Annotated in this window: 22 protein-coding genes, 1 tRNA gene and 1 other RNA gene; 21 read left to right on the top strand and 3 right to left on the bottom strand. The window is 62.1% G+C overall.

The genetic code is table 11. The annotated features are described in order from the left end of the window. The first annotated feature begins 54 nt into the window (after positions 1-54). From upp to bfr, 3 genes are all read left to right on the top strand, one after another. Positions 55-684 (top strand): uracil phosphoribosyltransferase, encoded by a 630-nt coding sequence (gene upp / locus E8L22_RS02775; protein WP_136523743.1) that lies wholly within the window; start codon positions 55-57, stop codon positions 682-684. A 64-nt stretch (positions 685-748) separates the two neighbouring features. Then, positions 749-2,026: a uracil-xanthine permease family protein gene (locus E8L22_RS02770; RefSeq protein WP_136523742.1), complete on the top strand. Its 1,278-nt coding sequence runs from the start codon at positions 749-751 to the stop codon at positions 2,024-2,026. Between the two features lie 233 nt (positions 2,027-2,259). After that, positions 2,260-2,727 (top strand): bacterioferritin, encoded by a 468-nt coding sequence (gene bfr, locus E8L22_RS02765; RefSeq protein ID WP_136523741.1) that lies wholly within the window; start codon positions 2,260-2,262, stop codon positions 2,725-2,727. A 73-nt stretch (positions 2,728-2,800) separates the two neighbouring features. On the opposite strand, the gene E8L22_RS02760 is transcribed toward bfr, so the two are convergent. Next, positions 2,801-3,244 carry a PAS domain-containing protein gene (locus tag E8L22_RS02760; protein ID WP_136523740.1) on the bottom strand — a complete coding sequence of 148 codons (444 nt, stop codon included), beginning with the start codon at positions 3,242-3,244 and terminating at the stop codon, positions 2,801-2,803. 230 nt (positions 3,245-3,474) lie between these two features. Here E8L22_RS02760 and E8L22_RS02755 point away from each other — a divergent pair, with 230 nt between their 5' ends. Both E8L22_RS02755 and E8L22_RS02750 read left to right on the top strand, forming a co-directional pair. After that, positions 3,475-5,556, top strand: coding sequence for a methyl-accepting chemotaxis protein (locus tag E8L22_RS02755; protein ID WP_136523739.1), 2,082 nt, complete (start codon positions 3,475-3,477; stop codon positions 5,554-5,556). A 641-nt stretch (positions 5,557-6,197) separates the two neighbouring features. Continuing rightward, positions 6,198-7,796 (top strand): acetyl-CoA hydrolase/transferase C-terminal domain-containing protein, encoded by a 1,599-nt coding sequence (locus E8L22_RS02750; RefSeq protein WP_129127366.1) that lies wholly within the window; start codon positions 6,198-6,200, stop codon positions 7,794-7,796. A 215-nt stretch (positions 7,797-8,011) separates the two neighbouring features. On the opposite strand, the gene xerC is transcribed toward E8L22_RS02750, so the two are convergent. Then, positions 8,012-8,890: a tyrosine recombinase XerC gene (gene xerC / locus E8L22_RS02745; RefSeq protein ID WP_136523738.1), complete on the bottom strand. Its 879-nt coding sequence runs from the start codon at positions 8,888-8,890 to the stop codon at positions 8,012-8,014. A gap of 60 nt (positions 8,891-8,950) precedes the next feature. Between xerC and E8L22_RS02740 the strand changes: the two genes are divergently transcribed. The 5 genes from E8L22_RS02740 to E8L22_RS02720 all read left to right on the top strand — a co-directional run bounded on the left by E8L22_RS02740 (position 8,951) and on the right by E8L22_RS02720 (position 15,555). Continuing rightward, a complete protein-coding gene (locus tag E8L22_RS02740; protein ID WP_136523737.1) occupies positions 8,951-10,087 on the top strand; it encodes a DUF362 domain-containing protein in 1,137 nt (378 codons plus the stop codon). A 416-nt stretch (positions 10,088-10,503) separates the two neighbouring features. After that, positions 10,504-11,991: a lytic transglycosylase domain-containing protein gene (locus tag E8L22_RS02735; RefSeq protein WP_136523736.1), complete on the top strand. Its 1,488-nt coding sequence runs from the start codon at positions 10,504-10,506 to the stop codon at positions 11,989-11,991. Positions 11,992-12,057: 66 nt separating this feature from the next. Continuing rightward, a complete protein-coding gene (locus E8L22_RS02730; RefSeq protein WP_136523735.1) occupies positions 12,058-12,786 on the top strand; it encodes a tetratricopeptide repeat protein in 729 nt (242 codons plus the stop codon). A gap of 106 nt (positions 12,787-12,892) precedes the next feature. Next, entirely contained in the window at positions 12,893-14,698 is a 1,806-nt protein-coding gene (gene typA / locus E8L22_RS02725; RefSeq protein ID WP_136523734.1) for a translational GTPase TypA, read from the top strand. Between the two features lie 68 nt (positions 14,699-14,766). Beyond that, the gene (locus E8L22_RS02720) at positions 14,767-15,555 is read left to right on the top strand and encodes an outer membrane protein assembly factor BamD (protein ID WP_136523733.1); all 789 of its coding nucleotides are present in this window, start codon (positions 14,767-14,769) and stop codon (positions 15,553-15,555) included. A 58-nt stretch (positions 15,556-15,613) separates the two neighbouring features. Here E8L22_RS02720 and E8L22_RS02715 read toward each other — a convergent pair whose 3' ends face one another. Next, positions 15,614-16,903, bottom strand: a complete 1,290-nt coding sequence (locus E8L22_RS02715) for a sensor domain-containing diguanylate cyclase (protein ID WP_136523732.1) — start codon at positions 16,901-16,903, stop codon at positions 15,614-15,616. Positions 16,904-17,282: 379 nt separating this feature from the next. Between E8L22_RS02715 and E8L22_RS02710 the strand changes: the two genes are divergently transcribed. The 11 genes from E8L22_RS02710 (at position 17,283) to E8L22_RS02660 (ending at position 26,226) form a co-directional block, all read left to right on the top strand. Next, positions 17,283-18,434 (top strand): THUMP domain-containing class I SAM-dependent RNA methyltransferase, encoded by a 1,152-nt coding sequence (locus E8L22_RS02710; protein WP_136523731.1) that lies wholly within the window; start codon positions 17,283-17,285, stop codon positions 18,432-18,434. Between the two features lie 48 nt (positions 18,435-18,482). After that, a tRNA-Ile gene (locus tag E8L22_RS02705) sits at positions 18,483-18,559 on the top strand. A gap of 120 nt (positions 18,560-18,679) precedes the next feature. Further along, on the top strand, positions 18,680-19,798 hold the full coding sequence (locus E8L22_RS02700; protein ID WP_136523730.1) for a Nif3-like dinuclear metal center hexameric protein: 1,119 nt from the start codon (positions 18,680-18,682) through the stop codon (positions 19,796-19,798). Between the two features lie 46 nt (positions 19,799-19,844). Next, a complete protein-coding gene (locus E8L22_RS02695; RefSeq protein WP_136523729.1) occupies positions 19,845-20,561 on the top strand; it encodes a zinc ribbon domain-containing protein in 717 nt (238 codons plus the stop codon). A 151-nt stretch (positions 20,562-20,712) separates the two neighbouring features. After that, an RNA gene (rnpB, locus tag E8L22_RS02690) (RNase P RNA component class A) lies at positions 20,713-21,134 on the top strand. Between the two features lie 240 nt (positions 21,135-21,374). Further along, positions 21,375-21,869 (top strand): hypothetical protein, encoded by a 495-nt coding sequence (locus E8L22_RS02685; RefSeq protein WP_136523728.1) that lies wholly within the window; start codon positions 21,375-21,377, stop codon positions 21,867-21,869. Positions 21,870-21,887: 18 nt separating this feature from the next. Then, entirely contained in the window at positions 21,888-22,217 is a 330-nt protein-coding gene (locus tag E8L22_RS02680) for a hypothetical protein (RefSeq protein WP_136515724.1), read from the top strand. A 274-nt stretch (positions 22,218-22,491) separates the two neighbouring features. Next, the gene (gene mraZ / locus E8L22_RS02675) at positions 22,492-22,974 is read left to right on the top strand and encodes a division/cell wall cluster transcriptional repressor MraZ (RefSeq protein ID WP_136523727.1); all 483 of its coding nucleotides are present in this window, start codon (positions 22,492-22,494) and stop codon (positions 22,972-22,974) included. Next, a complete protein-coding gene (gene rsmH, locus E8L22_RS02670; protein ID WP_136523726.1) occupies positions 22,975-23,913 on the top strand; it encodes a 16S rRNA (cytosine(1402)-N(4))-methyltransferase RsmH in 939 nt (312 codons plus the stop codon). Between the two features lie 16 nt (positions 23,914-23,929). Continuing rightward, positions 23,930-24,265 carry a cell division protein FtsL gene (gene ftsL / locus E8L22_RS02665; RefSeq protein WP_129127351.1) on the top strand — a complete coding sequence of 112 codons (336 nt, stop codon included), beginning with the start codon at positions 23,930-23,932 and terminating at the stop codon, positions 24,263-24,265. Further along, entirely contained in the window at positions 24,262-26,226 is a 1,965-nt protein-coding gene (locus E8L22_RS02660; protein ID WP_136523725.1) for a penicillin-binding protein, read from the top strand. Before ftsL ends, E8L22_RS02660 begins: the two co-directional genes overlap by 4 nt.

Below are 26,226 nucleotides of genomic sequence, written 5' to 3'. Positions count from 1 at the left end.
TTTGCATGGATAAAATCCGGTATGGTATGACCAAATTTTTCGACGGGAGAGGCTATGAGCGTCCACGAAGTAAACCACCCCCTGGTGAAGCACAAGATTGGCCTGATGCGCGAGAGCGGCATCAGCACGAAGAAGTTCCGGGAACTCACCTCCGAGATCGCCTGCCTGCTCGCCTACGAGGCCACGAGAGACTTTCAGCTGGAGCCGCGGACCATTACCGGTTGGGACGGCAGTAAGTTCGAGATCCAGCAGATCAAGGGGAAGAAGGTCACCGTGGTCCCCATCCTGCGCGCCGGCATCGGTATGCTGGACGGCGTGCTCGACATGATCCCCAACGCCAAGGTGAGCGTGGTGGGACTCGCCAGGAACGAGGAAACCCTGGAGGCGCACACCTACTTCGAACGCTTCGTGACTAAACTCGACGAGCGCCTCGCCCTCATCATCGACCCGATGCTCGCCACCGGCGGCTCGATGGCGGCGACCATCGAGATGCTCAAGAAGAACGGCTGCCTCCAGATCCGCGTGCTCTGCCTCGTCGCCGCACCCGAGGGGCTGAAAAAGATCGCCGATGCGTACCCCGAGATCGACATCTACGTGGCGGCCATCGACGAGCGCCTGAACGAGCACGGCTACATCCTCCCCGGGCTCGGCGACGCCGGGGACAAGATCTTCGGCACCAAGTAGCACCCCTGCTGTCATCGAGCGGGGGTATCCCCTCCGTATCTTCCATTCCAAGTGAGGTTTTTGCATGTCCGAAGTAAAAGAACCGGTCTGGCGCCAGGCGCTTTCCGGAGCGCAGATCCTTTTTGTCGCCTTTGGCGCGCTGGTGCTCGTGCCGATCCTTACCGGCCTCAACCCCAGCATGGCGCTTCTGGGCGCCGGGGTCGGCACTATCATCTTCCAGCTCTGCACCGGGCGTGAGGTCCCCATCTTCCTCGGTTCTTCCTTCGCCTTCATCGCGCCGATCATCTACAGCGTGCAGACCTGGGGGCTTCCCGCCACCATGGGTGGGCTCTTCGCCGCGGGCTTTCTCTATCTTGCTTTCTCGGCCGCCATTTACCTGCGCGGCGCGGAATTCATCCACCGCATCATGCCGCCGGTGGTGGTCGGCCCGATCATCATGATCATCGGCCTTGGCCTTGCCAACGTCGCGGTCAACATGGCCATGGGCAAGACCGGCGACGGCAGCGCCGTTCTCGTCGACTATGACACTGCGCTCTTGGTCGCAGGCGTCTCGCTTCTCACCACCGCCCTCGTCGCCGTGCGCGCCCGCGGTATCTTCCGGCTGCTGCCGGTTCTCTCCGGCGTAGCGGTAGGGTACGTCCTTTCCATCTTCCTGGGGCTCGTCGACTTCGCCAAGGTCGCGGCGGCCCCCTGGATCCAGGTCCCCACCTTCGTGACGCCGCAGTGGAACTGGTCCGCCGTCCTCTTCATGGTGCCGGTCGCCCTCGCGCCAGCCATCGAGCACGTGGGAGACATCGTCGCCATCGGCGCGGTCACCGGCAAGGACTACACCGTAAAGCCGGGCCTGCACCGCACCATGCTGGGCGACGGCCTCGCGGTCTGCACCGCGGCCCTCGTAGGCGGCCCCCCGGTCACCACCTACGCCGAGGTTACCGGCGCCGTCATGATCACCCGCTGCTACAACCCGGTCATCATGACCTGGGCCGCAGGCTTCGCCGTCGTGATGGCCTTCTTCGGAAAGTTCAACGCCATCCTGCAGTCGATCCCGGCACCGGTCATGGGGGGCATCATGATGCTGTTGTTCGGCTCCATCGCCTCGGTCGGTCTCAACACCCTCATCCACGCCCAAGTCGACATGCACCGCCCGCGCAACCTGATCATCGTCTCGCTCGTGCTGGTCTTCGGCATCGGCGGGCTGTCCATCAATGTGGCCGGTCAGCACCTGCACGGTGTGAGCCTCTGCGGCATAGCGGCCATCCTGCTGAACCTGCTCCTGCCGAAAGGTGAGGCGGTCCCCATGGGGGGCGACGCCGACGAGGAGGAGCCGGAGACCGCGGTCTAGGCTTCCGGAAAATGTGTAACTGCGAGCGCCGGTCCCTGCATGAGGGGCCGGCGCTTTTTTTGCGCCGCATTCCCCTTTTCCCGTGCGTCATCAGGAGATTGCCAACGCCGCGAGGCCGGGTATACTCTCAGTCGCTTGAATTAGGATAAACTAATTTGGTGGCCGGCGCGCCTTTCCGCCGGAAGGAAGCGGACCCGGCGTCAGCCGGGCCTCATCAAAAAAGGAGGTCGTCTATGAAGGGGAACGAAAGGGTGATCGAACAGTTGAACGTGCGCCTGGCCGAGGAGCTCACCGCCACCAACCAGTACATGGTGCACGCGGAGATGTGCGAAAACTGGGGCTACAAGCGGCTCCATGCCGCGATCCGTGAGCGCGCCATCAACGAGATGAAGCATGCCGAGAAGCTGATCGAGAGGATCCTCTTTCTGGAGGGACGGCCGATCGTGAGCCGGCTCGACCCGATCCACATCGGCGGCGAGATCCCGAAGATGCACCAGTTCGACCACGCCCTGGAGGAAACGGCGATCCGCGGGTACAACGAGAGCATCAAGCTCGCCGTAGAGCTTGGCGACAACGGGACGCGGGAACTGCTGCAGTCGATCCTGGACCAAGAGGAGAGCCATATCGACGACATCGAGGCGCAACTGGACCAGATCGCCCAGATGGGGGTGCAGAACTACCTGGTGGATCAGGTGGGATGATTTCACGCGGGGGTAGCGCAGCGGGAGGGGGCGCCTGGAAGAGTCCAGGCGCCCTTTTTCATGCGAAGCAGCGTCAGGCCGGCGTCGCCCCCTTTTCCAGCTCGGCGAGCCGCCCCCGGAGCGCCTTTTCCTTCTGCCATCGCGCCGATACGTCGCGCATCACCGCCACGGTTCCGGCGATATTCCCCTCGGCATCCCTGATGATGGTCATGGAGAATTCGGTCGAGATGCGGGTGCCGTCCTTGCGCAGCGCGGGGGCGGCCAGGAGCTCTTTCGCATAGCGCGTGGAACCGGTTTCCATGACCCGGAAATATCCCTCCCAATGCCGCGCGCGCTGGTTCTCCGGGATGAAGATGTCGAGCGACTGCCCGATGGCTTCCTCAGCGCTGAAGCCGAGCATCTCCTCCGCTCCCTTGTTCCAGAGCCTGATCACCCCTTCCCTGTCTGAAAATATGATTGCATCGTTGCAATTCTGAACCAGCTGCCGGTGCAGTTCCTGATCGCCAAGCTGTGTCATGTCGACCTCCGTGGTAGTAAGACTTTCAGCCATACTAGCATACCCAAGCCTACCGTCGTTTTGACTTGAATCAAACAGACGAACCTTTTGCCGCATAAAAAGAAACCATTGGAGAACCTTCAGTTTGAATATTAAATATCAGTAATATTGAATACGCACCCTAAAGTACCGTGATCATCGTCCGATAGAATCCTCACCGACAGCGAACGCTGTTCTGTCCGGGAGGAGCAATGTTCACTAACAAACTAATACACAAGATTCTGGCGATCATTGGGATCAACCTGCTGGTAGGGATCACCATTGTCGGCTGCCTGGCGATCTGGCTCCAGTACAGCTCCAGCATGAAGCTGCAGGAGAAGAACAGCCGGACCATGTCCGCCGTTATCGTGGACGAGATTTCGGCCTTCATGATGAAGGACGACGCGAAGTCGGTGAAGAACCTCGCCAAGGTCGCCAAGGAGCAGAACTTCGGCTTCGACATCAAGATCTTCGACAAGGACGGCAAGGATTCCGAGACCGGAGCGATCAACAAGGACGTCACCCGAAGCCTCGCCGACGGGAAGCCGGTTGAAATCAGAGAGTCGACCGGGGGGATCCACACCCTGAGGATGGCGGTTCCCCTCCGTAACGAAGAGCGCTGCAAGCAGTGCCACGACGCGGGGGACAAGTACCTCGGCGCGGTGCAGCTCACCTCCTCGCTCGAGGACGGCTACCGCAGCGCCATAAAGATGATCACCATACTGGTTGCCGCAGGCTGCCTCTTCTTCGTCTGCATGATGCTCTGCATGTACGTCTTCTTCCAGAAAACAGTCATGCGCGACCTGCTCTTCTTCTCCGACAAGCTGAAAGATATAGCCCAGGGGGAAGGGGACCTCACCAAGGAGATCCCGGTCCGTTCGAACGACGAGATCGGCGACCTCGCCCGGCACATAAACCACCTCGTCAACAAACTGCGCGAAACGATCACGGTTCTTTACGAACTGGCCGAGCACATCTCTATCTCGCTTTGCCACGTCTCGAGCCGTGCCAGGAACACCGTGGCGTCGTCGGCCGAGCAGAAGGACCGCTCGGAGTCGGTGGCGGTCGCCACGGAGGAGATGGCGGCGACCCTAAACGTGGTGGCCGGGAACACCCATCAGGCGGCAGGCTTCTCCTCCGAGGTGGACGAGGCGGCAAGTCAGGGGATGGGCGTCGTGGACGGGGCGTGCAACTCCATCGTCCTCGTGAGGGAGAACGTGACCCAGACCCTCGACACGGTAGGGAGGCTGGAGGCCTCCTCCGCGCAGATCGGCGACATCATAAACCTCATCGAGGACATCGCGGACCAGACCAAGCTCCTCGCGTTGAACGCTGCCATAGAGGCGGCGCGGGCCGGTGAACATGGCCGCGGGTTCGCGGTGGTCGCCGACGAGGTCAAGATGCTCTCGGAGAAGACGGCAACGTCGACGAAGGAGATCGCCAAGATCATCACAAACATCCAGTCCGAAAGCCGCGAGGCGGCAAGGTCGATCGCCGAGGAACAGGAGCGGGTCGAGGACGGGGTGGCGAAGTCCATGGCAGCCAAGGAGTGCCTGGAGCGGATCCTTGGGCTCGCCGGGGAGACGGCGCAGCTCATCAACCAGATCGCCTCGGCGACCGAGGAGCAAAGCGCCACCACCAACGAGATCGCCGAAAAGATCCACGGTGTTTCAGGGTCGGCGTCGGCGGTGCACAAGGACATGCTGGAGAGCGACAAGGCGTTCACGGAGCTCACCCGTGTTGCCGAACAGATCTTCTCGACGGTAGGGAAATTCAGCGTCGGCAACAGGCACGACGAGATGAAGCGCATGGCGGCGGAACTCAGGGACAGCTTCATCGCGGTCATCGGCGAGGGAGTCGCCGCAGGGAGGATCAGCATGACCGACCTGTTCGACCGTAACTACAAGCCGATACCGAACACCACACCGCAGAAGTTCGCCACGGCGTTCGACGGCTTCTTCGATCGTTACATCTCGCCGGTGCAGGAGGCGATCCTCGGCCGCAAGGAATCCATCTTCTTCGCCATCTGCGTGGACGACCACGGCTACGTGGCGAGCCACAACCTGCGCTACTCCAAGCCGCTCACCGGGGACGCGGAAGTGGACAAGGTGAACAACCGGACCAAGCGCATCTTCGACGACAAGACCGGCCTCAAGGCGGCGCAGAACACCGAGCCGTTCCTGCTGCAGACCTACATGAGGGACACCGGCGAGATCATGAACGACATCTCGACCCCCATCATCCTGAACAACCGCCATTGGGGTGCCGTGCGCATCGGTTACCGCGCCGAATAAGGTCCAATCTCACTCCTTGATTCCATTCACAGGCCGTCTCCGGTGCATCGGGGCGGCCTGTCGCTTTTCACACCTCCCTTCGTTTGTTTTATTTTGGCGTAAGACGCGCTCCCGCTACCTCCCATCGCTTTGCCCGCTTCGCAGCCCGTTTTCATGGCGAGACTACCCTCTACTTTTTCCTGCGCCATAGCTGCCGCCGTAACGCACAACTCAGCCTAGTGGGCAGAATAGAAAGAGAAATCAGCGTCAAGACTTGAGGTCGCGTCACTCTTCAAATATCGACCACGGCGCGGGCAAACTCTCCGTCATACGCCGTGTTTGTTGTGCTTTCAGAGGCGAAACGATTTTTTATTGTTGACGTGAACGGCAACTTGAGATTAGATTGCATACTGTATACAATGCTTCTTGTGGGTACGTATCGATCGAACGAACGTTCGAAGATCTAAAATAGAGTTATACGGGTTTTTAGTTGACTCGCTGGGCCCTCTTGAGTAGAATCCGGTTCTACTTTTCCGGGGGAAAAGGCAAAAGCGCCGCTGGATAAGGAGCTTGCGCGGTGGCGAACTTGATTGCAACACCTTGTTATCTGTCAGCATTCAGCTGATTTAGTTGTAGACAACAAAACAAAACAGGAGGCAGATATGTCCGAGTACGGCACACTTCAAGACCGGGTACAATGCAAACAACTTTTGAACAAGGTCATGGCTCCCGAGCAGACCATTGAGTTCTTCAAGAACGGGATGAACCTTGGCTGGTCCGGCTTCACCCCGGCAGGCTACCCGAAAGTGGTGCCCATCGCCCTGGCTGACCACGTAGAGAAGAACAACCTGCAGGGCAAGCTGAAGTTCAACCTCTTCATCGGCGCTTCCGTCGGTGCGGAAACCGAAGACCGTTGGGCGACTCTGGACATGATCGACCGCCGCTGGCCGTACCAGACCGGCAAAAACATCGCAGCGGGCATCAACGCCGGCCGCATCCGCATGGGCGACAAGCACCTCTCCCTGTTCGCACAGGACCTGGGCTACGGCTTCTACACCAAGGACTCCGAGAGCGGCAAGCTTGACCTCGCCATCATCGAGGTTTCCGCCATCAAGGAAGACGGCTCCCTGGTTCCGACCTCTTCCTGCGGCGTCATCCCCGAGATCCTGATGATCTGCGACAAGATCATCCTGGAGGTGAACACCGGACAGCCATCCTTCGAAGGCATCCATGACCTCCTGACCCCGCTCACCCCGCCGAACCGCCAGATCTTCGGCATCACCCATGCCGGCGAGAGGATCGGTTCCACCTCGATCCCCTGCGATCCGAGCAAGGTCGTGGCCGTGGTCGAGTCCAAGCTGCGTGACCAGGGACGTGCCTTCGCCGAGCAGGACGACACCTCCGAGGCGATCGCGAACCACATCATCGACTTCTTCACCACCGAGGTGAAGGCGGGCCGTCTGCCGAAGAACCTGCTCCCGATCCAGTCGGGCGTCGGCTCCATCGCCAACGCCGTCATCGGCGGCCTGGCCAAGGGCCCCTTCAAGAACCTGACCGTCTACACCGAGGTACTCCAGGACACCATGCTTGACCTGTTCGACTCCGGCAAGCTCGACGCGGCCTCCTCCTGCTCGCTGTCTCTCTCGGCCAGCCCGGGCTTCCCGCGCTTCTTCGAGAACATGGACAAGTACTTCGACAAGATCACCCTGCGTCCGCTCTCGATCTCCAACGCACCTGAGCCGATCCGCCGTCTGGGTTGCATAGCCATGAACACCCCGGTCGAGATCGACATCTTCGCACACGCCAACTCCACCCTGGTCGGCGGTACCCGTATGATCAACGGCCTGGGCGGCTCCGGCGACTTCTTGAGGAACGGCTTCCTGAAGATGATGCACACCCCGTCTTCCCGTCCGAGCAAGACCGACCCGACCGGTATCTCATGCGTCGTGCCGCACTGCTCGCACATCGACCACACCGAGCACGACCTCGACTGCGTCATCACCGAGCAGGGTCTCGCCGACCTGCGCGGCCTCGCTCCGAAAGAGCGTGCCCGTCGCATCATCGAGAAGTGTGCCCACCCGGATTACAAGGCACAGCTCACCGAGTACCTCAACATCGCCGAGAAGGATTGCCTCGCGAGGAAGGTCGGCCACGAGCCGCAGCTTTGGGATCGCGCCTTCAAGATGCACCTCAACCTCGAGAAGAACGGCACCATGAAGCTGAAGAACTGGGACGTGAAGATCGACCTCTGCGAGGACTAAGAGTCCGCGGCAGATCGTTACCGCAGCAAGAGCGCCCCGCCGGGAAACCGGCGGGGCGTTTTTTTATTAGTTCGCCAAGCCCGCCAAGCCCGACTAGTCCGACTAGTCCGACTGGGGCGGCTGGGGCGGCTGGGGCGGCTGGGCGGTGGGCGGCTGGGCGGCTGGGGGGCTGGGGGGCTGGGGGGCTGGGGGGATGTGTAGAGGGGGGCGAGAAACTAGGAGCGTGCCTTCGGGTGGGCCTTGTCGTAGACCTCCATCAGCTTGTCGATGCTGACGTGGGTGTACTTTTGGGTGGTGGAGAGCGAGGCGTGTCCTAACAGCTCCTGGATCGCCCGCAGGTCGGCGCCCCCTTCGAGGAGATGGGTGGCGAAAGTGTGGCGCAGCGTGTGGGGGGAGACCTTGCGCATGGTGGCGATCAGCAGCATGTGGGCGTCGACGATGCGCGCTACGCTCCTTCTCGTCAGACGGCCGCCGCGGGCGTTCAGGATGAGCGGCTCGGAAGGTTGCGGGTTGCCGCGCTCCTCGAGGTAGGCGGTGAGCGCTTCCCGGGCGCAGGACCCGACCGGCACGATGCGCTCCTTCCCCCCCTTGCCCAGCACCCGTACCAGCGCCCCGGGAAGGTCCAGGTCGCCGACGTTCATCCCGGTGAGTTCGCTCACCCTGAGCCCGCAGGAGTAGAGCGTCTCCAGTACGGCACGGTCCCGGAGCGAGAGGACGTCCGCTCCGCGCGGTGCCTCGACGAGCGCCTCGACCTGGTCGATGTTCAGGTGAAAGGGGAGGCGCTTTTCCTTCTTCGGCGTACTGACCAACTCGGCGGGGTTTTTCTCCACCTGCCCCTCGCGCAAAAGGTAACGGAAGAGGGCCCTGATGGCGGAGAGCTTTCTGCCGATGGAACTCTTCGCGTGCCCCTTGTGCAGATGGGCGAGGTAGCGCCGGATGGCGAGGTGATTCACCTCCGCGAGGGAAAAGGTGCCGTGCGGATCTAGGAAAAGGGCGAACTGGTGGAGGTCGCTTCGGTAGGCGGCGAGGGTGTGCTGCGAGACGTTGCGCTCGTTTTCGAGGTAGCTGCAGAATTGCTCGATGGCCCGTTTCATGGTATGGGAATCTACCTCAGTGCGGTGGAACTTTACAACAGCTTTTGACGGGGAGGGGGCATGTACCAGGTGTCGCTGCAAAGGGTGGCGCGGTATGAACGGGAAGAGGTGGAAGAAGGACTCGCGCGCCTGCTCGAACCGTTAGGGGGGATGGAGCGTTACGTGAAGCCGGGCGAGCGGGTACTGATCAAGCCGAACCTCCTCTCGGCGAAGCCCCCTGAGGCGGCGGTCACCACCCACCCCGAGGTGCTGCGCGCCGTCATCCTCGCCGTGCAGCATGCAGGCGGCATCGCGCTCGTCGGTGATTCACCCGGCGTGGGAAGCGGCAGGCGCGTCGCCGAGCGCTCCGGCATGATGCGCGTCATCGAGGAGACCGGGGCGGAGTTCGTTCCCTTCGAGGAAAGCGCGACGGTCGGCGGAACGGGGACCTTCCGGGAGTTCGAACTCGCCCGCCCCTACCTCGAAGCGGACCGCCTGATCAACCTCCCGAAGCTGAAGACGCACGAGATGATGACCATGACCTGCTGCGTGAAGAACCTTTTCGGCGCCGTGGTCGGGACCCGGAAGGCGGCCTGGCACCTGAAGGCGGGGGCGGACAAGGAACTCTTCGCGCGGATGCTTATCGAGGTATATATGCTGCGCGAGCCGGACCTGAACATCGTCGACGCGGTGGTGGCGATGGAGGGGGACGGGCCGGGTAGCGGGGACCCCTGCGAGGTGGGGCTTTTGATGGCGGGGGACAACGCGGTGGCCGTGGACCAGGTCGCCGCCGAGGTTGCGGGGATCCCGAAGAAGCTCCTCTACCTGGAGAGCGCCGCGCGCAACATGGGGCTCCCGGGATCCAAGCGGGAGGAGGTCGCCGTCACCGGTGCGGACCCCGCGACTGCGCTCGCGCGCCCCTTGCGCCTTCCCCATCTCTCCGACGTCCAGTTCGGCCTGCCCCGGTTTTTGAAAAACCGGCTGCGTCACCAGTTCACCTCGCGGCCCGAGGTGGCGCCTGAGAAGTGCGAACTCTGCGGCATCTGCGTCAAGGCGTGCCCCCCGGAGGCGATCCGGGTGCAGGGGGGACGGCTGCGCTTTGACTACCAGCGCTGCATCCGCTGTTTCTGCTGCCGAGAACTCTGCCCCCATGCCGCGCTCACCTTGAAAGACGGCTTCCTCCTTCGGCTCATGAAGAAGTCGGGGCGCTCCCTCTAGGGGGCGGGTTGACAGGGGAGGGGGGCACCATTATATTTTTGCCATCCTCCGGGATGCACACAGCGAGGGATGCAAATCCAACAGGGAAAAGGAGATCACGCATATGTGGACCAATTTCTACATGATCCGTCCGGTGACCCACTGCAAGGAAGGCTGCCCTAGTTGGCCCGCCGGGTAAAAGCGGCGGGCGGATCGCACACGGAAAAGCCCCCCGGTAATCACACGGGGGGCTTTTTGTTTGCCCGGCCTTCATCCCGCCGCGCTAAACACTAGGCTCCCCGGCCCGATATGCAGTGGCGGGGAGGGCGCCCCTTCCTGCAAAGCCGCCAAAGGTGCCCTTTGGATTGACAAGTGTGGAGAATTCCGCTATTCTGCGCACCTGTGCGTACGCCCGCTACCCCAGCTAAAGGTATTGAATGATTAAAGTCACCCTGCTCATACTCGCACTTTTGTTGCCTTGCACCGCCCTTGCGGCACCCGCGCTACCGGCGCCGGGTTCCGGGCGTGCGGAACTTCAGACGCAGCAACTCGCCTCCGCCGACCTCGCCCTTTCCAAGGGGCTCGGCCTCACCGCCGCCGATTTCCAGGATGATGACGATCTTACCGATGACCCGGACGACTTCGAGCTGAAGCTCCCCGAGATGGAGCTGCCGGATTCCGACATCCCCCTTACCTTCAATTCCAAGGTCGAATATTTCACCCGTTACTTCCAGGGACCCGGTCGGGGCGCCTTCGCCAAGTGGCTTTCCAGGAGCGAGCGCTACATCCCGATGATGAAGACGGTGCTCAAGAAGGAGGGGCTTCCCGAGGACCTGGTCTACCTTGCCATGATCGAAAGCGGCTTCCTGCCGCACGCGGTCTCCGTGGCGGCCGCGGTGGGCCCCTGGCAGTTCATGCCGGCCACCGGCAAGCGTTATTCCCTGCGCATCGACTACTGGATGGACGAAAGGCGCGACCCCCTGAAGGCGACCGTCGCCGCGGCGCTCTATCTGAAAGAACTTTACGCCCTCTTCAACAACGACTGGTACCTCGCCGCAGCCGGGTACAACGCGGGCGAGAACAAGATCCTGCGCGCCATCAACATGTACAACACCCGGGACTTCTGGGAAATCTCCAAGGGGAGCTACCTGGCCCGGGAGACCAAGGACTACGTGCCGAAGCTTCTGGCCGCCGCGATCATCGCCAAGGAGCCGGCGAAATACGGTTTCGCCGACGTCGCCTATCTCCCCCCCATCGACTTCGACCAGGTTTCCGTCCCCACGCGCACCGACCTCGACGTGATGTCCAAGGTCTGCAACGTGCCGATGCAGAACCTCCGGGAGCTGAACCCGGAACTGCGCCGCGGCACCACGCCGCCGGACTACCCGGGGTACCTTCTGAAGGTCCCAAAGGGGAGCGGCGCCACCTGCCAGGAGGCGTACGCCAAGATCCCCGAGGGGGAGCGCTTTGTCGAGCGCGTGAAGAACGTCCAGTACCGGGCGAAGAAGCGCGACACCCTGGATTCCATAGCAAAACGCTTCAAGACCACGCCGCAGGCCATCGCCGAGCTGAACAACCTGGGCAAGAAGAAACTCAAGTTGCACGGCAAGGTGCTGACCGTGCCGGTGCAGCTGGCCTCGGCCGACGTTGCCTCCCATGCCGCGAAGCCGCCCCATGTCGAGGCTAAGGCTGAAGTAAAGGCCGAGGCGAAGGCCGAGCTCAAGGCCGAGGTGAAGGAAGTCCACAAGTACTACACCGTGAAAAAGGGAGACACCCTGACCTCGCTCGCCAGGAGGTTCAACGTCACGGCCCGCCTGCTCTCGGCCTGGAACAACCTGAAGACCAGGGTCGCCCTCAAGCCGGGCAAGCGCATCATCGTGGCCAAGTACCAGAAGAAGGGGAGCCTGGCCAAGGACGAGGGATAGGCCCAGTCCGTCGCACTGCAGCACCTACAACCACCTGACCCGCACCACGAAAGGATAAATCAGCCGATGTACAACCTTCTCATTTCCGCAGGCGCAGCTGTCGCAGTTTTCCTCATCGTTTCCCTCGCCGCCGGCTTCCAGTACTGGTGGGCCGCGCTTTTGGGCGCCATGATCGTCTTCACCGCCTGCTTCGTCCTCATCGCCCGCAGCGTGACGAAAAAGCTCGAGGTTCTCATGGAGGGGGCCATGAAGGATATCCAGGCGCAGCGCTTCGAGAAGGGTATTCGCGACCTGAAGTCCGCCCTGCGCTACGCGAAGTGGCAGATCTACGTGGAGAGCCAGATCAACTCCTCCATCGGCATGGTCTACTTCGTGCGCCGCGAGTTCGCCACCGCGTTCCCGTACCTGGAGAAAGGGTTCTTCAAAAACTGGGTCACCATGGGGATGCTCGGCGTCACCTACATGAAGCGCAACAAGCACGACAAGATGAAGGAGACCTTCGACAAGGCGATCATGGCGACCCCCAAGGAGTCGCTCCTCTACGCCCTCTACGCCTACTGCTTGAACGAGATCGGCGAGAACGTGAAGGCGTGCGAGATCGCCGCCAAGGGCTTGTCGAAGCTCCCCGGCGACGAGAACCTGAAGCTCAACCTGGAGCTTCTGCGCGAAGGTAAGAAGATGAAGATGAAGGGGTACGGCGAGATGTGGCTTCAGTTCCACCTGGAGAGCCTGGCCGCGATCCAGAAACAGCAGATGGCCGCCATGGGCGGCCGGCGCCGTATCATCAGAAAATAGCTTGTAAAGATATCCGAAAAATGCAATATTGGGCTGTTTTTTTAAGACGGGCTTCTCTGCTCGTCTTTTTATTTGTGACGAGCCAAAGATAAAGGAGCAGTAAAACATGCAGGAGAAGATCAGAAACATCGCCATCATCGCCCACGTCGACCACGGCAAGACCACCCTCGTGGACGCCATGCTGAAACAGTCCGGGGTGTTCAGGGAGAATGAGGCGATCACCGAGCGCGTGATGGATTCCAACGACCTGGAGAAGGAGCGCGGCATCACCATCCTCGCCAAGAACCTCTCCATCCACCACGGCGACTACAAGATCAACATCGTCGACACTCCGGGCCATGCCGACTTCGGCGGCGAGGTTGAGCGTGTACTGAAGATGGTCGACTCCGTGCTGCTTCTGGTGGACGCCCTCGACGGGCCGATGCCGCAGACCCGCTTCGTACTGAAGAAATCCCTCGACCTCGGCCTCAAGCCGATCGTCGTCATCAACAAGGTCGACCGCCCTGGCGCGCGTCCTGCCGAGGTCGTCGACATGGTGTTCGACCTCTTCTGCGAACTGCAGGCCTCCGACGCCCAGCTCGACTTCGCAATCTGCTACACGAGCGCCAAGATGGGTTACGCGATGCGCGAGATGGAGCATCCCTCCGACAACATGGAGCCGCTCTTCGAGCTCATCAAGGACAACGTTCATCCCCCCGAGGGGAACCCGGACGCACCCTTCCAGCTCCTCGTCACCAACATCGACTACAACGACTACATCGGGCGCATCGCCACCGGCAAGATCTTCAACGGCAAGGTGGCCTCCGGTGAAACCGTCGCCCTCATCAAGCGCGACGGCACCATCTCCAAGGGGCGCGTCACCAAGCTTCTGGGTTACGAAGGGCTGAAACAGGTTGAAATCGCGGAGGCCTTCACCGGCGACATCGTCACCATCGCGGGCTTCACCGAGGTGGGGATCGGCGAGACCCTCGCCGCTGCCGACAACCCGATGCCGCTTCCCTACGTGGCGATCGACGAGCCGACCCTCTCCATGAACTTCATCGTCAACTCCTCCCCCTTCGCCGGCCGCGAGGGTAAGCTGGTGACCTCGAGGAACATCCGCGAGCGTCTGGACCGCGAGCTTAGGACCAACGTCTCGCTGAGGGTCGCCAACACCGCGAACGCAGACACCTTCCAGGTCTCCGGGCGCGGCGAGCTGCACCTCTCCATCCTGATCGAGAACATGCGCCGCGAAGGCTTCGAGATGGCGGTCTCCAAGCCCGAGGTCATCATGCGCATGGTGGAGGGCGTGAGGCACGAGCCGATGGAATACCTCGTGGTGGACGTCCCCTCCGAGTACCAAGGTGCCATCATCGAAAGGATGGGTCCCAGGAAGGGCGAGATGGTCTCCATGAACCCGATGGGGGAGACGGTGCGCCTCGAATTCATCGTCCCCGCTCGCGGCCTGATCGGCATCAGGGGCGAGTTCCTGACCGAGACCCGCGGCACCGCTGTGATCACCCATACCTTCCACAACTACGCCCCCTACAAGGGTGAGATCCCGGGCCGCAAGAACGGCGTCCTCATCGCCATGGAGCAGGGTGAGACCACGGCCTACTCGCTCGACGCGCTGCAGCCGCGCGGCATCCTCTTCCTCGGTGCGGGTGTCGAGGTGTACGGCGGCATGATCATCGGGCAGCACGCGAAAGACAACGACCTCGAGGTCAACCCCTGCAAGGGTAAGAAGCTCACCAACGTGCGCGCCTCCGGCAGCGACGATGCCATCAAGCTCACGCCGCCGCGCAACCTCACCCTGGAGCAGGCGCTGGAGTTCATCGACGAGGACGAACTGGTAGAGGTGACCCCTGTCTCCATCCGCCTGAGGAAAAAGGAACTCGATCCCACCAAGCGCAAGCGCGCCGGCAGGGCCTGATCCAAGCACCCCCGCAGCCGGACCACGGCTGCGGGGCTTTCACGAATTCACCGACCGGAGGAGACACCATGCACTCTCGTTCCCTGCGTTACCTGGGCCTTTTCGCCGCGCTCTCCCTGATCAGTGCCTGCGCCTCGACCCCGGCGCCGGTGAAGACGCCCGAGACCTACTTCAAGGAAGGGGAGACCGCTTACGCGTCCCGCAACTACGAGGAGGCCATCAACCAGTTCAAGAAGGTGAAGGAGAGCTACAGCTCCCCCGAGCTTTCGGCAAAGGCCGAGCTGAAGATCGCCGACGCCCACTTCGAAAACGGCGCGTTCATCGAGGCTGCCGCGGCCTACGAAGACTTCCGCAAGCTCCATCCCGGCAACGAGAAGGCGCCCTACGCGCTGTTCCGGCTAGCCCTCAGCAACTACAACGAGATCACCGGGATCGACACCGACCAGACCGCCGTGAAGAACGCGGTGCACTACTTCCAGGAGTTCCTGGCCCAGTACCCCGCTTCCGAGTACGTGCCGCAGGCCAAGGAGAAGCTGGCCGACTGCCGTGCGAAGCAGCTTGCCTACGAGAACTACGTCGGGAATTTCTACGTGAGGACGAAGAAGTACGCCTCGGCGATCAAGCGTCTCAACGAGGCGCTGCAGCGTTTCTCCGGAGAGCCGGGGCTGGCCGACACCTTGGTCAACCTCGAGCAGGCGTACCGGAAATCGGGAGATACGGCGAAGGCGGAGGAGATACAGAAACGTCTTGACACCGAGTACCCCGCGCGGCTGCGCGAGGCGAAGGGGGCAGGGAAGTCGAGTAAGGGTGACCGGGGCGAAGAGCTCCCCATGATCATCTTCAAGGACGCGAAGTAAGAAGGGAGATGAGGCGCGCCTTCCGTGCGGAGGGCGCACCCTGTTTCTGGGCGCCGGCTCAGGCCACCAACTGGTGCTGCTTGTTGCCGGCACCGCCATTTTTGCGCCCTTTTTTCTGGCGGTACATCCTCTGGTCGGCGAGGCGCCATGACGCCATGAGTTCATCGCCGTTTTGTGCGGTGGCAGCACCAATGGAGAGGCTGAGCGGATGCGGAGCGTGCCCTTCGTTACTCTGGGCCAGCTGCTGCTGGAGCCGCTCCATAGCCTCGCGCAGGGCCGTCTCATCGGTGTTCGGGAGCAGGGCCGCGAACTCGTCGCCCCCAACACGCGCCACCACATCCTCGCGCCGGAAGGCGTTTTTCAGCACCTCGGCGGCGTGTTTCAGGAGTTCGTCCCCGGCCGCGTGCCCCTGCTGGTCGTTGGTCTCCTTGAGACGGTCGACGTCGGCCATGACGATGCTCACCGGGAACTTCCTCCCTTTCTTCAGCCGCTCCAGTTCTTCATCGAAATAGGCGCGGTTGTAGATGCCAGTCAGGATGTCGTGACTGCTCAGGTAACGCAGCTTCAGCTCGGCCTGTTTTCTTTCCGAGATGTCGAGGAGCGCCCCGACCACACCACCGGAGCTGGTTCCCGGCTTTTTGAAGCTTGCACTGTAGAAGATGACGTCCCGGTGCTCGCCGTCGGCGCAGGTGATGGTCCCTTCGAAGCTGCGCGGGCCGCTTCCTGCTTCGGCGGCCTCCTCGCCCCTGTTGTACAGGGCGGCCAGGTCCGGCGGGAGGATGTCGTAGATGCTCTTGTTGACGTTTTCACCCCGCTTGATGCCGATCTGCTCCTCGAAGGCCTTGTTGCAGCCGAGGTAGAGGCCGTTGGGGTCGTTGTAGAAGATCGGGGTGGGTAGGGTATCGATGAGGACCTGGATGAAGTCCAGCTTCTCCTTCAGCTCCTCCTCGTGACGCCGGCTCTGCTGGCGCAGGGCCGCTTCCGCTATCGAGCGCTGCACCGCCGGGACCAGGCGGGTCAGGTTCCCCTTGAGCACGAAGTCGTCGGCGCCGGCGCGGATGGCGGCAGCGGCGGCCTCCTCCCCGACCTTCCCGGAGATCATCAGGAAGGGGATGTCGGAGCCCTTTTCCTTGAGGATCTGCAGCGCCTGCAGCCCGGAAAAGCCGGGCATGACGTAGTCGCAAACGACCACGTCCCAGGACGCACTCTCGAGGGCCTCGATGAGTCCTTGCGCGTTGTCCACGCGCCGGGAGTGCACGTCGAAGCCTCCCTGCTCGAGCTGTATCACGATTAGCTGGGCGTCGTCCGGTGCGTCTTCTACGATCAGGACCCTGAGCAGTCTCTTCATAACCTTTTTCTCCGATAAAACAGGGGATTGGGTCGCCGGGCACCCTGGAAGTGTAAACTATGGCGGCGCAAAGGCAAGTCCCGTGCCGGATGGTGAGAACGTCCCCATGTGAGCGGGAAGGTGGGCGTCGCGCGCTCTGCGCGCTGCTCATGAAGATCGCATCGGCAGGAACGGTCGCGACTAAAGAAATTAATTTTTTATCATTATTTTTGTGTGACGCAACCTCTCACGGTAATTAATTTTGCGCGGGGTCATCGTCGCCGCAGGTGGTTGCCCGGAAAGTCCCAATGAGAAGATCTGCCGCCGCGGTCGTCACGCGGATCGAGGCCACGCCGTTTCTCATTATGGCGGCAGGCGACCGTTTCTAAAGGAGCAGGTGATGAAGCATTTTTTTTTCGCTACTACGGCGAAGGGGGTTGAAGAAGCCCTAGGAGGCGAGCTCGTCCGCCTGGGTCTCCCCGATGTGCGTGTCGAGAGCGGCGGCGTCAGTTTCGGCGGCGGCATGGAGGGGGCCTACCGGGCGAACCTCTGGCTGCGTACGGCAAGCCGGGTCCTCATGACCCTGGCGGAATTCCCCTGCCAGACACCCGAGGAGCTCTACCGCGGCGTGCGCTCCCTCCCGTGGGAACGCTTCCTGACCCCCGCCCAGACCCTCGCCGTCGACTGCAACCTCAGGGACTCGACGATGACCCACTCCGGGTTCGTGGCGCTGAAGACCAAGGACGCCATCGTCGATGCGCAGAGGGAGAGCTTCGGCAGCCGTCCAAGCGTCGACACCAAGGATCCCGACCTGCGCGTCAACGTCCGGCTTTTCAAGGACCGCTGCACGGTGAGCCTCGACCTTTCCGGGGAGCCGCTGGATCGTCGCGGCTACCGGCTGGATCGGCACGAGGCGCCGCTGAAGGAGAACCTGGCCGCCGCCCTCGTCGAACTCTCCGGCTGGGACGGCAGCACCCCGTTCGTCGATCCGATGTGCGGGACCGGCACCATCGCCATCGAGGCGGCCATGAAGGCGCTCCGCATCCCGCCGGGGCTGAACCGCCGTTTCGGTTTTGAGCGTTGGCAGGGGTTCGACCGTGCGGCCTGGCGCGCCATAGTGGACGAGGCGAAAAACAGCATCCTGGAGCGGCTCCCGGCGCCGATCCAGGCGAGCGACCTCTCCCACTCCGCGGTCAACATGGCAATCCAGAACGCGCGGCGCGCCGGGGTGCTCGAACATCTCACCCTGGGACAGCTCCCCATGGCGGAGCTGTCGCCCCCTCCCGGCCCGGGCGTGCTGATCATGAACCCGCCCTACGGCAAGAGGCTCGGCGAGCAGGAGGCGCTGCGTCCCCTGTACCGTGAGATCGGCGACACGCTGAAGAAACGCTGCCAGGGGTACACCGCCTACCTCTTCACCGGGAACCTCGACCTCGCCAAGGGGGTCGGACTCAAGGCATCGCGGCGGATGGTGCTGTACAACGGGCCGATCGAGTGCCGGCTTCTAAAGTATGAGATGTACGAGGGGAGTGCCCCACTGTCATTAAAATAGAAGCTTGACACGCTAATCCTTTTACTATATGTTTTAATTTCGCTTTTCGGGCCTATAGCTCAGTTGGTTAGAGCTACCGGCTCATAACCGGTCGGTCCCAGGTTCGAGTCCTGGTGGGCCCACCACCTTACAAATTAGGATGATGTGGGGATGCCCTTAAAGCACCTGGTCAGACGAAAAAATACACTTCAAGTGGGGAGAAAGAGTGCACACCAAGCGGTTGCACTCTTTTTCTTTTGAGCGCGATGATAACTCCGAAAGTTTCAGATCTTGTTGGAATTACAGGCAAAATTGCTCCAGCGCACTTCGCGGAATCCTGGGACAACGTAGGCCTGCAGCTGGGGGACCCGGTCTCCCAGGTTTCCCGGATCATGGTGGCGCTGGATCCCGGTCGCCCCGCCATCGAAGCAGCCATCGAAGCCCGCTGCCCGCTCCTCATCACGCATCACCCTTTCATCTTCTCCCCTCTGAAAAAGATCACGGCGGCCGACGAAACCGGTCGTCTCACCATGCTGGCCCTCAAGAACGACCTCTCCATCATCTCCCTGCACACGAACCTCGACATCGCCCAAGGGGGCGTCAACGATCTCCTCGCCGCCCGTCTCGGCATCGTAGGGGCGCAGCCGCTCAAGATCACGGGAGTCGAGGAGCACGCGAAGATGGTGCTGTTCGTGCCGAAAGGTTTCGAGGATAAGCTGCTGCAGGCGCTTGCCCCGTTCATGCCCCTTGTCGGAAACTACCGCGACTGCTCGTACCAGAGCGAGGGGGCCGGGCGCTTCACCCCGCTTGACGGGGCGAACCCCTACGTAGGGGAGGTGGGGGCGGGACACGTCGAGCCGGAGAGCCGTCTCGAGTTCCTGATCATGAAGGATAAGATAAGCGCCGCCGTGGCCGCGCTGAAGAAGGCGCACCCCTACGAGGAGCCGGCATACGACCTGTATCCGGTGCTGAACCAGGGAGCGCCGCGGGGACTTGGGCGCATCGGAACCCTTCCCGAGCCGGTTGAGGCGGGAGTGTTCGCGGGCTTCGTGCGGGAGCGTCTCGGCGCCGCCGGCGTCCGCCTGGTGGGGGAAGCCGGGCGGCAGGTGAAGAAGGTCGCCGTCTGCGGCGGGTCCGGCGTTTCGCTGCTGCACGAAGCGGCGCGCAAGGGAGCCGACATCCTGGTGACCGGCGACGTCAAGTATCACGAGGCGCGCGAGGCCGAGGCGCTCGGCGTGGCGCTGCTCGACGCGGGACATTTCGCCACCGAGCGGATCATGGTCGAGGGATTTGCCGCGCAGTTGAGGGGGGCGCTTGCCGCGCGTCGCCTGGAGGCAGAGGTAATCGAGTACCAAGGAGAGCGGGAGCCTTTCGCGTTTTACTGAAGGCGTCGCTCTTTAGCACATAAAAAGGTAGTTGGGGAGGCGGAATTTGCGTAACAAACTGAAGGCGTTATACGAACTGCAGGAGATCGACCTGAGGATCGACGGGCTGGACGGGGAGAAGGCCCAGCTTTTGAGCGAGGCGCAGGCCCTTGAGGCGAAGCTGGCCGAGGCACGCGAGAAGATCGCAGCCAAGCGCGAGGAGGTACAGGCGCTTGAGGAGGAGAAGGGGGCGCTCGACGCCAACCTTGCCTCCGAGAACGAGAACATCACCCGTTCCGAGACGCACCTCAAGGAGATCAAGACGCAGAAGGAGTACCAGGCGGTCTCCAAGGAAATCTCCACCGCTAAAAAGCAGATCACCGAGCTCGAAGAGCAGATCCTTCAGAAGATCAACGCCATCGACGAGACAAACGGTGAGATAACCAAGCGCGAGGCCGAACTGGTCGAGCTGGAGGGGAACGTCGCCACACAGCAGGCTGAGCTGCAGCAGAAGGTCGAGGCGCTCGAGGGGGGCATCTCCAAGGACGTAGTCGTCCGCGAGGCGACCGTGAAGGTACTCCCGGCGAACGTGATGAAGCGTTACAGCAAGCTGCGCGACCAGCGCAAGGGTGTGGCCGTGGTTGAGGCCAAGGAAGGTAACTGCATGGGGTGCAACATGCATCTTCCGCCGCAGCTCTACAACACCCTGTTCCGTGCTGACGACGTCATCACCTGTCCGCACTGCCAGCGCATCCTCATCATGAAGCAGGAAGTGCAGGACTAGAAACCCGTTCGGCGTTCAACGTTCAACGTTCGATGGGGATCTGTACCTTGTTCGTCGGGGGAGGCGCGGCGTCGTCACCCAAGTGATGATCAAGGGGGAGAGTCCGGCGAACGTTGAACGCAGAACGTTGAACGGAATAAAGATTTTGGCCGGAGCAGACCAGATGGCCGCTGTCCACCGTAGCTTCGGCGAAGGTGGAGGGAGGAAAGTCCGGGCTCCACAGGGCATGGTGCTGGATAACGTCCAGCGGGGGCAACCCCAGGGATAGTGCCACAGAGAGAAGTCCGCCATCTGAAACCATAGCTTAAGGGGGCTAGCCCCCCGAAGCCTTGGCGAAGGGGGGTAAGGGTGAAAGGGTGAGGTAAGAGCTCACCGGGTTCGGCGGCGACGTCGGATGCCAGGTAAACCCCACCAGGAGCAAGACCAAATAGGGAAGCGTTAAGGGCGGCCCGTCCGTGCTTCCGGGTTGGTTGCTTGAGGGCGCCGGCAACGGTGCTCCTAGATGAATGACCATCGCCCGTCTCCGGGTAACCGGTTGCGGGAACAGAACCCGGCTTACGGGCTGCTCCGGCCAAAAAAACCTAAAAAACGTTCTACGTTCAGCGTTCTACGTTCTACGTGAAAACCAACGACATCGGGCTTGCTCCTTGTGTTGATGCCATTTTTGCGGTGCGTGGACCTAGAGGTGAAAACGTAGAACGTAGAACGTAGAACCTAGAACGTAGAACCTAGAACGTAGAACATTCAGTTAAAGAAGCAGGGCCTTCCGCACCGTCGGACGGCTTTTTTTATATTCAGGGGAAGAGGTTCAAGGTGAGCTGCTGGAACGATGAGTGGCAGGAGAGGGTAGGTAGCGTGACGGCGGCCTTCGAGCGCCTCCCCGACGCCGAACGCAAGACCATGAAGGGGCTCGCCCGCGGCATGGTGGCACACAAGGAGGCGATGCAGAGAATCGTCGCCCAGGTCGACGCCGCCGGCTCCTGCGCCGGATGCGGCGGGGCCTGCTGCGTCAGCGGCAGGTACCACTTCGGCGCCGCCGACCTCCTCGTCTACCTCGCCACGAAGCGCCCCCTCTTCGCTCCGCGCTTCGAAAACGGCCTATGCCCCTTCCTGGGCGAGGGACAGTGCCTGATCCCGGCGGGATACCGCCCCTTCAACTGCATCACCTTCAACTGCGACCTGATCGAGGAACGGCTGTCGCAGGAGGAGGTTGCCCGCTTCTACGGCATGGAGCGGGAACTCAAAAAACTCTACACGGAGATCCGTTCCCTGTTCCCGACACGGAGCATGGACGGCCCTCTGCTTTAGCCAAGAGAAGGAGAAGAAATGGCGACAACCATCAACGACATCGTGCTCGCGCACATCGAGAACAAGCCGGCCTTTTACGCGCGCATCGAAGACATCGTCCAGGACGTCAAACCGGGGTGGTGGCAGGTGAAACTCCTGGTGCTCACCGTGCCGCTCCAGGTCTACACCTGGATACTCGACGAAAGCCAGGTGAACGGCGCCCCCTTCACCATGTCCGGTACGCCGATCATGCTTGAAAAAATCGTCTCCCCGGAGCCTCCGGAAAAACCGCTCGACCCCGTGGAAAAGGGGGGGGGCGAGAAAAAGGGGAACGTGGTCTCCCTCTTCGACAGGAAAAAGAACCAGTAATGCCGCACCATTCCGGGCGGGGCCATAACGGCCCCGCCCGATGCGTTTCTCCCTCCGTCTCTTCCGTACGCCCTTTAATGGAACCGGGTTCACGCCGACTTCTTACCACTTCTTCCCACCACTTCTTACCCCACCCGTTAAACCATCGGAAAACCTCCCAAAAATTCCCTATTTGTCTCTAATTTTGCCTTGACATAGGTCCTTGCCTCCCGTATAGTTCGTGCACGAAAGTGGTATGTAGTGGTATAAAGTGGCAACAAGTGCCGGGGAAACCATGTTCAGAGGAAAGTTCGACACAACCATCGACGCCAAGGGGCGCACCAGCATTCCCGCGAAATTCCGCGAGGTTCTGGTGGAGGCCTTCGGCGACGAGCGCTTTTTCCTCACCAAGTCGAGCCCGGTTCGACTCGGCGAGGGGCAGGTGTGCTACGGACTGACCATCTACCCCTACCGCGAATTCCTCGCCCTTGAGGAGCGGCTCAAAAACGGGGCCGGCCTCGGGCTCTCCGTCGAGGCGCTCGCCGCTGTGCGCCGCACCATCCTGGTCCCGGCGGTCGAATGCACCGCGGACAAGCTCGGGCGCATCCTGGTTCCCAACGACCTGAGAAAGACCGCGCAGTTGGAGCGCGAACTTCACTTCGTCGGCATGCAGAACAAGGTCGACATCTACAGCCAGTCCGTCTGGGCACAGGTGTGCGCGAAGGACGAACAGAACTTCCCGGTCGATTCGGCCGCGCTCGCGGAGCTCGGCCTCTAGATGCCGGATTTTCATCACATATCGGTCCTCCCGGAGGAGGTGCTCGGGCTCCTCGAACCGAAAACCGGGGGGGTGTACGTGGACGGGACCCTCGGTGGCGCAGGCCACGCCGGACTCATCCTCACCGCGAGCTCCCCGGAGGGGAGGCTCATCGGCTTCGACCGGGACGCCGAGGCGATCGCGGTGGCCAGGGAGCGCCTCTCCCAGTTCGGCGACCGGGTCAGCATCTTCCAGAGGAACTTCTCCTCCATCGCCGCCACCCTGGCCGAGATCGGGGTGGATGCCATCGACGGTTTCGTGCTCGACCTCGGGGTCTCCAGCCATCAGCTCGACAAGGACGAGCGTGGTTTCAGCTTCCAGACCGACGCCCCGCTTGACATGCGCATGGACCGCAGCTCCGGCCCGAGCGCGGCGGACCTGGTGAACACCCTCCCCGAGGGGGAGCTGAACCGCATCATCGCCGAGTACGGCGAGGAGCGCTGGGCGAAGCGGATCGCCTCCTTCATCGTGAAGGCACGCGAGGAGAACCCGATCGAGACCACGCTGCAGTTGGTCGACATCATCAAGGGGGCCATCCCGAAGGCGAAGTGGGAGGAACGGCTGCACCCGGCGACGAGGACCTTCCAGGGGCTGCGCATCGCGGTGAACGAGGAGTTGAAGAGCCTTGAGGACGGCCTTGCCGACCTTTTGAGGCTCCTGAAAAAGGGTGGACGCGGTGCGGTGATCTCCTTCCATTCGCTGGAGGACCGCATCGTCAAGGAAGCGTTCCGGGGCGCGAGTGCCGGTTGCACCTGCCCGAAGGAGCTCCCGATCTGCATCTGCAGCCGCACACCGCAGTACCGGCTGCTGAGCAAAAAGGCTATCAAGGCGGGGGACGAGGAACTGAAGGCGAACCCGCGGTCCCGCAGCGCACGCCTTAGAGGCATCGAGAAGATTTAAAGAAGAGGGTAGATCTATGGCACAGAGCAAAGTCGCCTACGGCAAAGTCGCCGCACCGGCACGTCCCGGGGTTGCGGTAAGGGAAAACTGGATCAGCTTCCGTTACCTCACGGGGGTCATGGTCCTGCTTACCCTGGTTTCCATCTTCCACGTCTGGTCCAGGGTAGAGGTGATCGACCTGAACCTGAGGATCGGGGAGGCGAACCGGCAGTTCAGGGAACAGCAGCAGGAGAACAAGCGTCTGAGGGTCGAGGTCGCCTCGCTTAAGGCGCCGGCCCGCATCGAGGCGCTCGCCAAGGGTGAGCTCGGTATGGCGCTCCCCAACGACCAGCAGGTGGTCCTGGTCAAGTGATCGAGAAGCGGGAGAAATGGGCAAGGGTCCGCATGCGTTTCGTGGCCCTGCTGTTCGTGATCGTTTTCATCATCGCTGCAGGACGCGCCTTCTACCTGCAGGTTTTGAACAACGACCGCCTGGTGAAGCTTGCCGAGAAGCAGCACCAGAGGATCGTGGCGCTCACCCCGAGCCGGGGCGGCATCTACGACCGCAACAACGCCCCCTTCGCCGTCTCCATAGAGATGGACTCCTGCTACGCCGAGACCCGCAACATGGAGAATATCCCGGAGGCGGCGGCGCAGTTGGCAAGTGTCCTCGGGTGCGACAGGGGCGAGCTCGAGGCGAAGCTGAAAGGTGCCAAGAACTTCGTCTGGATCGCGCGCCGCATGGCCCCGGAACAGGCGAAGAAGGTGAGGGAGCTCGAGCTCGACGGGGTCGGCTTCGTAAAGGAGAACCGGCGCTTCTACCCGAACTCAGGGGTGGCAGCCCATGTGATAGGCTTCACCGGTGTCGACCCGGCCGGCCTGGAAGGGATCGAGAAGAAGTACGACAACGTCATCCTAGGTAACACCGGCTTCCTCGTCACCGAACGCGACGCGCTCGGCCGGGACATCGCCCTCAAGAAGGGGAGCGAGGGGAAAAGCGGCTCCAAAGGGAGCAACGTAGTCCTCACCCTGGACAAGAACATCCAGTACATAGCGGAGAAGGAACTCGTCAAGACAATCGAGAAAAACGGCGCCAAGGCCGGAATCGCGATCGTCATGGAACCGGACACGGGGCGCATCCTGGCCATGGCCAACTACCCCACCTTCAACCCGAACAACATCGCGGCACTGACCCACGAGTCGGTCCGCAACCGCGCCATCGCGGACAGCTTCGAGCCCGGGTCGACCTTCAAGATCTTCCTGGTGGCGGCAGCCCTCGAGGCGGGGGTGATCAGGCCCGGCGACAGTTTCAATTGCGAGAACGGCTCCTGCAACATGTACGGCAGGACCATCCACGACACGCACAAGTACGGCGCGCTGAACGTGTCGCAGGTCCTTAAATACTCGAGCAACATCGGCGCCGCCAAGATCGGCCAGAGGCTCGGCTCGCAGCGCCTGTTCACCGCGCTCACCGGTTTCGGGTTCGGCGAGAAGAGCAGCGTCGACCTCCCGGGGGAGGTGTCGGGGATGCTCCGGCCGCAGGACAAGTGGTACGGCATCGACCTCGCCACCATCTCCTTCGGTCAGGGGGTGACGGCAACGGCATTGCAGCTGACCGCGGCGGTATCCGCGGTGGCTAACGGCGGCAACCTCATGAAGCCGTACCTCGTGGACCGGATCGTGGACGACGAGGGTGTCGTGCTGCAGCAGTTCGGTCCGCAGTTGAAAAGAAGGGTGATCTCGCCCGCGACGGCGAAAACCGTGGCCGGCATGCTGGAAGGCGTCGTCGCCGAGGGGGGGACCGGTACCGGTGCCGCGGTGGACGGCTACCGTGTCGCGGGGAAGACCGGTACGGCACAGAAGGTGGAAGGGCGCAGCTACTCGGCAAAAAAGCGCATCGGCTCCTTCATAGGGTTCGTTCCGGTGGACAAACCCCGTCTGGCCATCATGGTGATGGTGGACGAGCCGACCGCCAACGTGTACGGCGGTGTGGTCGCCGCTCCGGCTTTCAGCGCCATCGCGCAGCAGACCCTCTGCTACCTGAACGTCCCGCCGGACAAGAACGTGAAGAAGAAGCCGGCGACGGTGCCCGAGAAGATGTCCCCGCAGGTGGAGCAGGCCGCGGTGGAGGGTGGCGCCATCGAGGGGGGGGACGCCGGGGCCATGCCGAACTTCCGCGGCATGAGCATGCGGCAGGTGCTCAGGGTGATGGAGCAGCGCGGACTCAACGTAAAATTGCAGGGAAGCGGCCGGGCGGTGGAGCAGAACCCGCCACCGGGCGCCCGCATCACCACGCAGGATCAGGTCTGGGTGCGCTTCGTGCCGTCGGCCTGA

This window comes from Geomonas ferrireducens (genome assembly GCF_004917065.1).
GTDB classification, from domain to species: Bacteria; Desulfobacterota; Desulfuromonadia; order Geobacterales; family Geobacteraceae; genus Geomonas; species Geomonas ferrireducens.
Note: the sequence above shows the minus strand (reverse complement) of the source record. Positions and strands in the feature narration are given on the sequence as shown.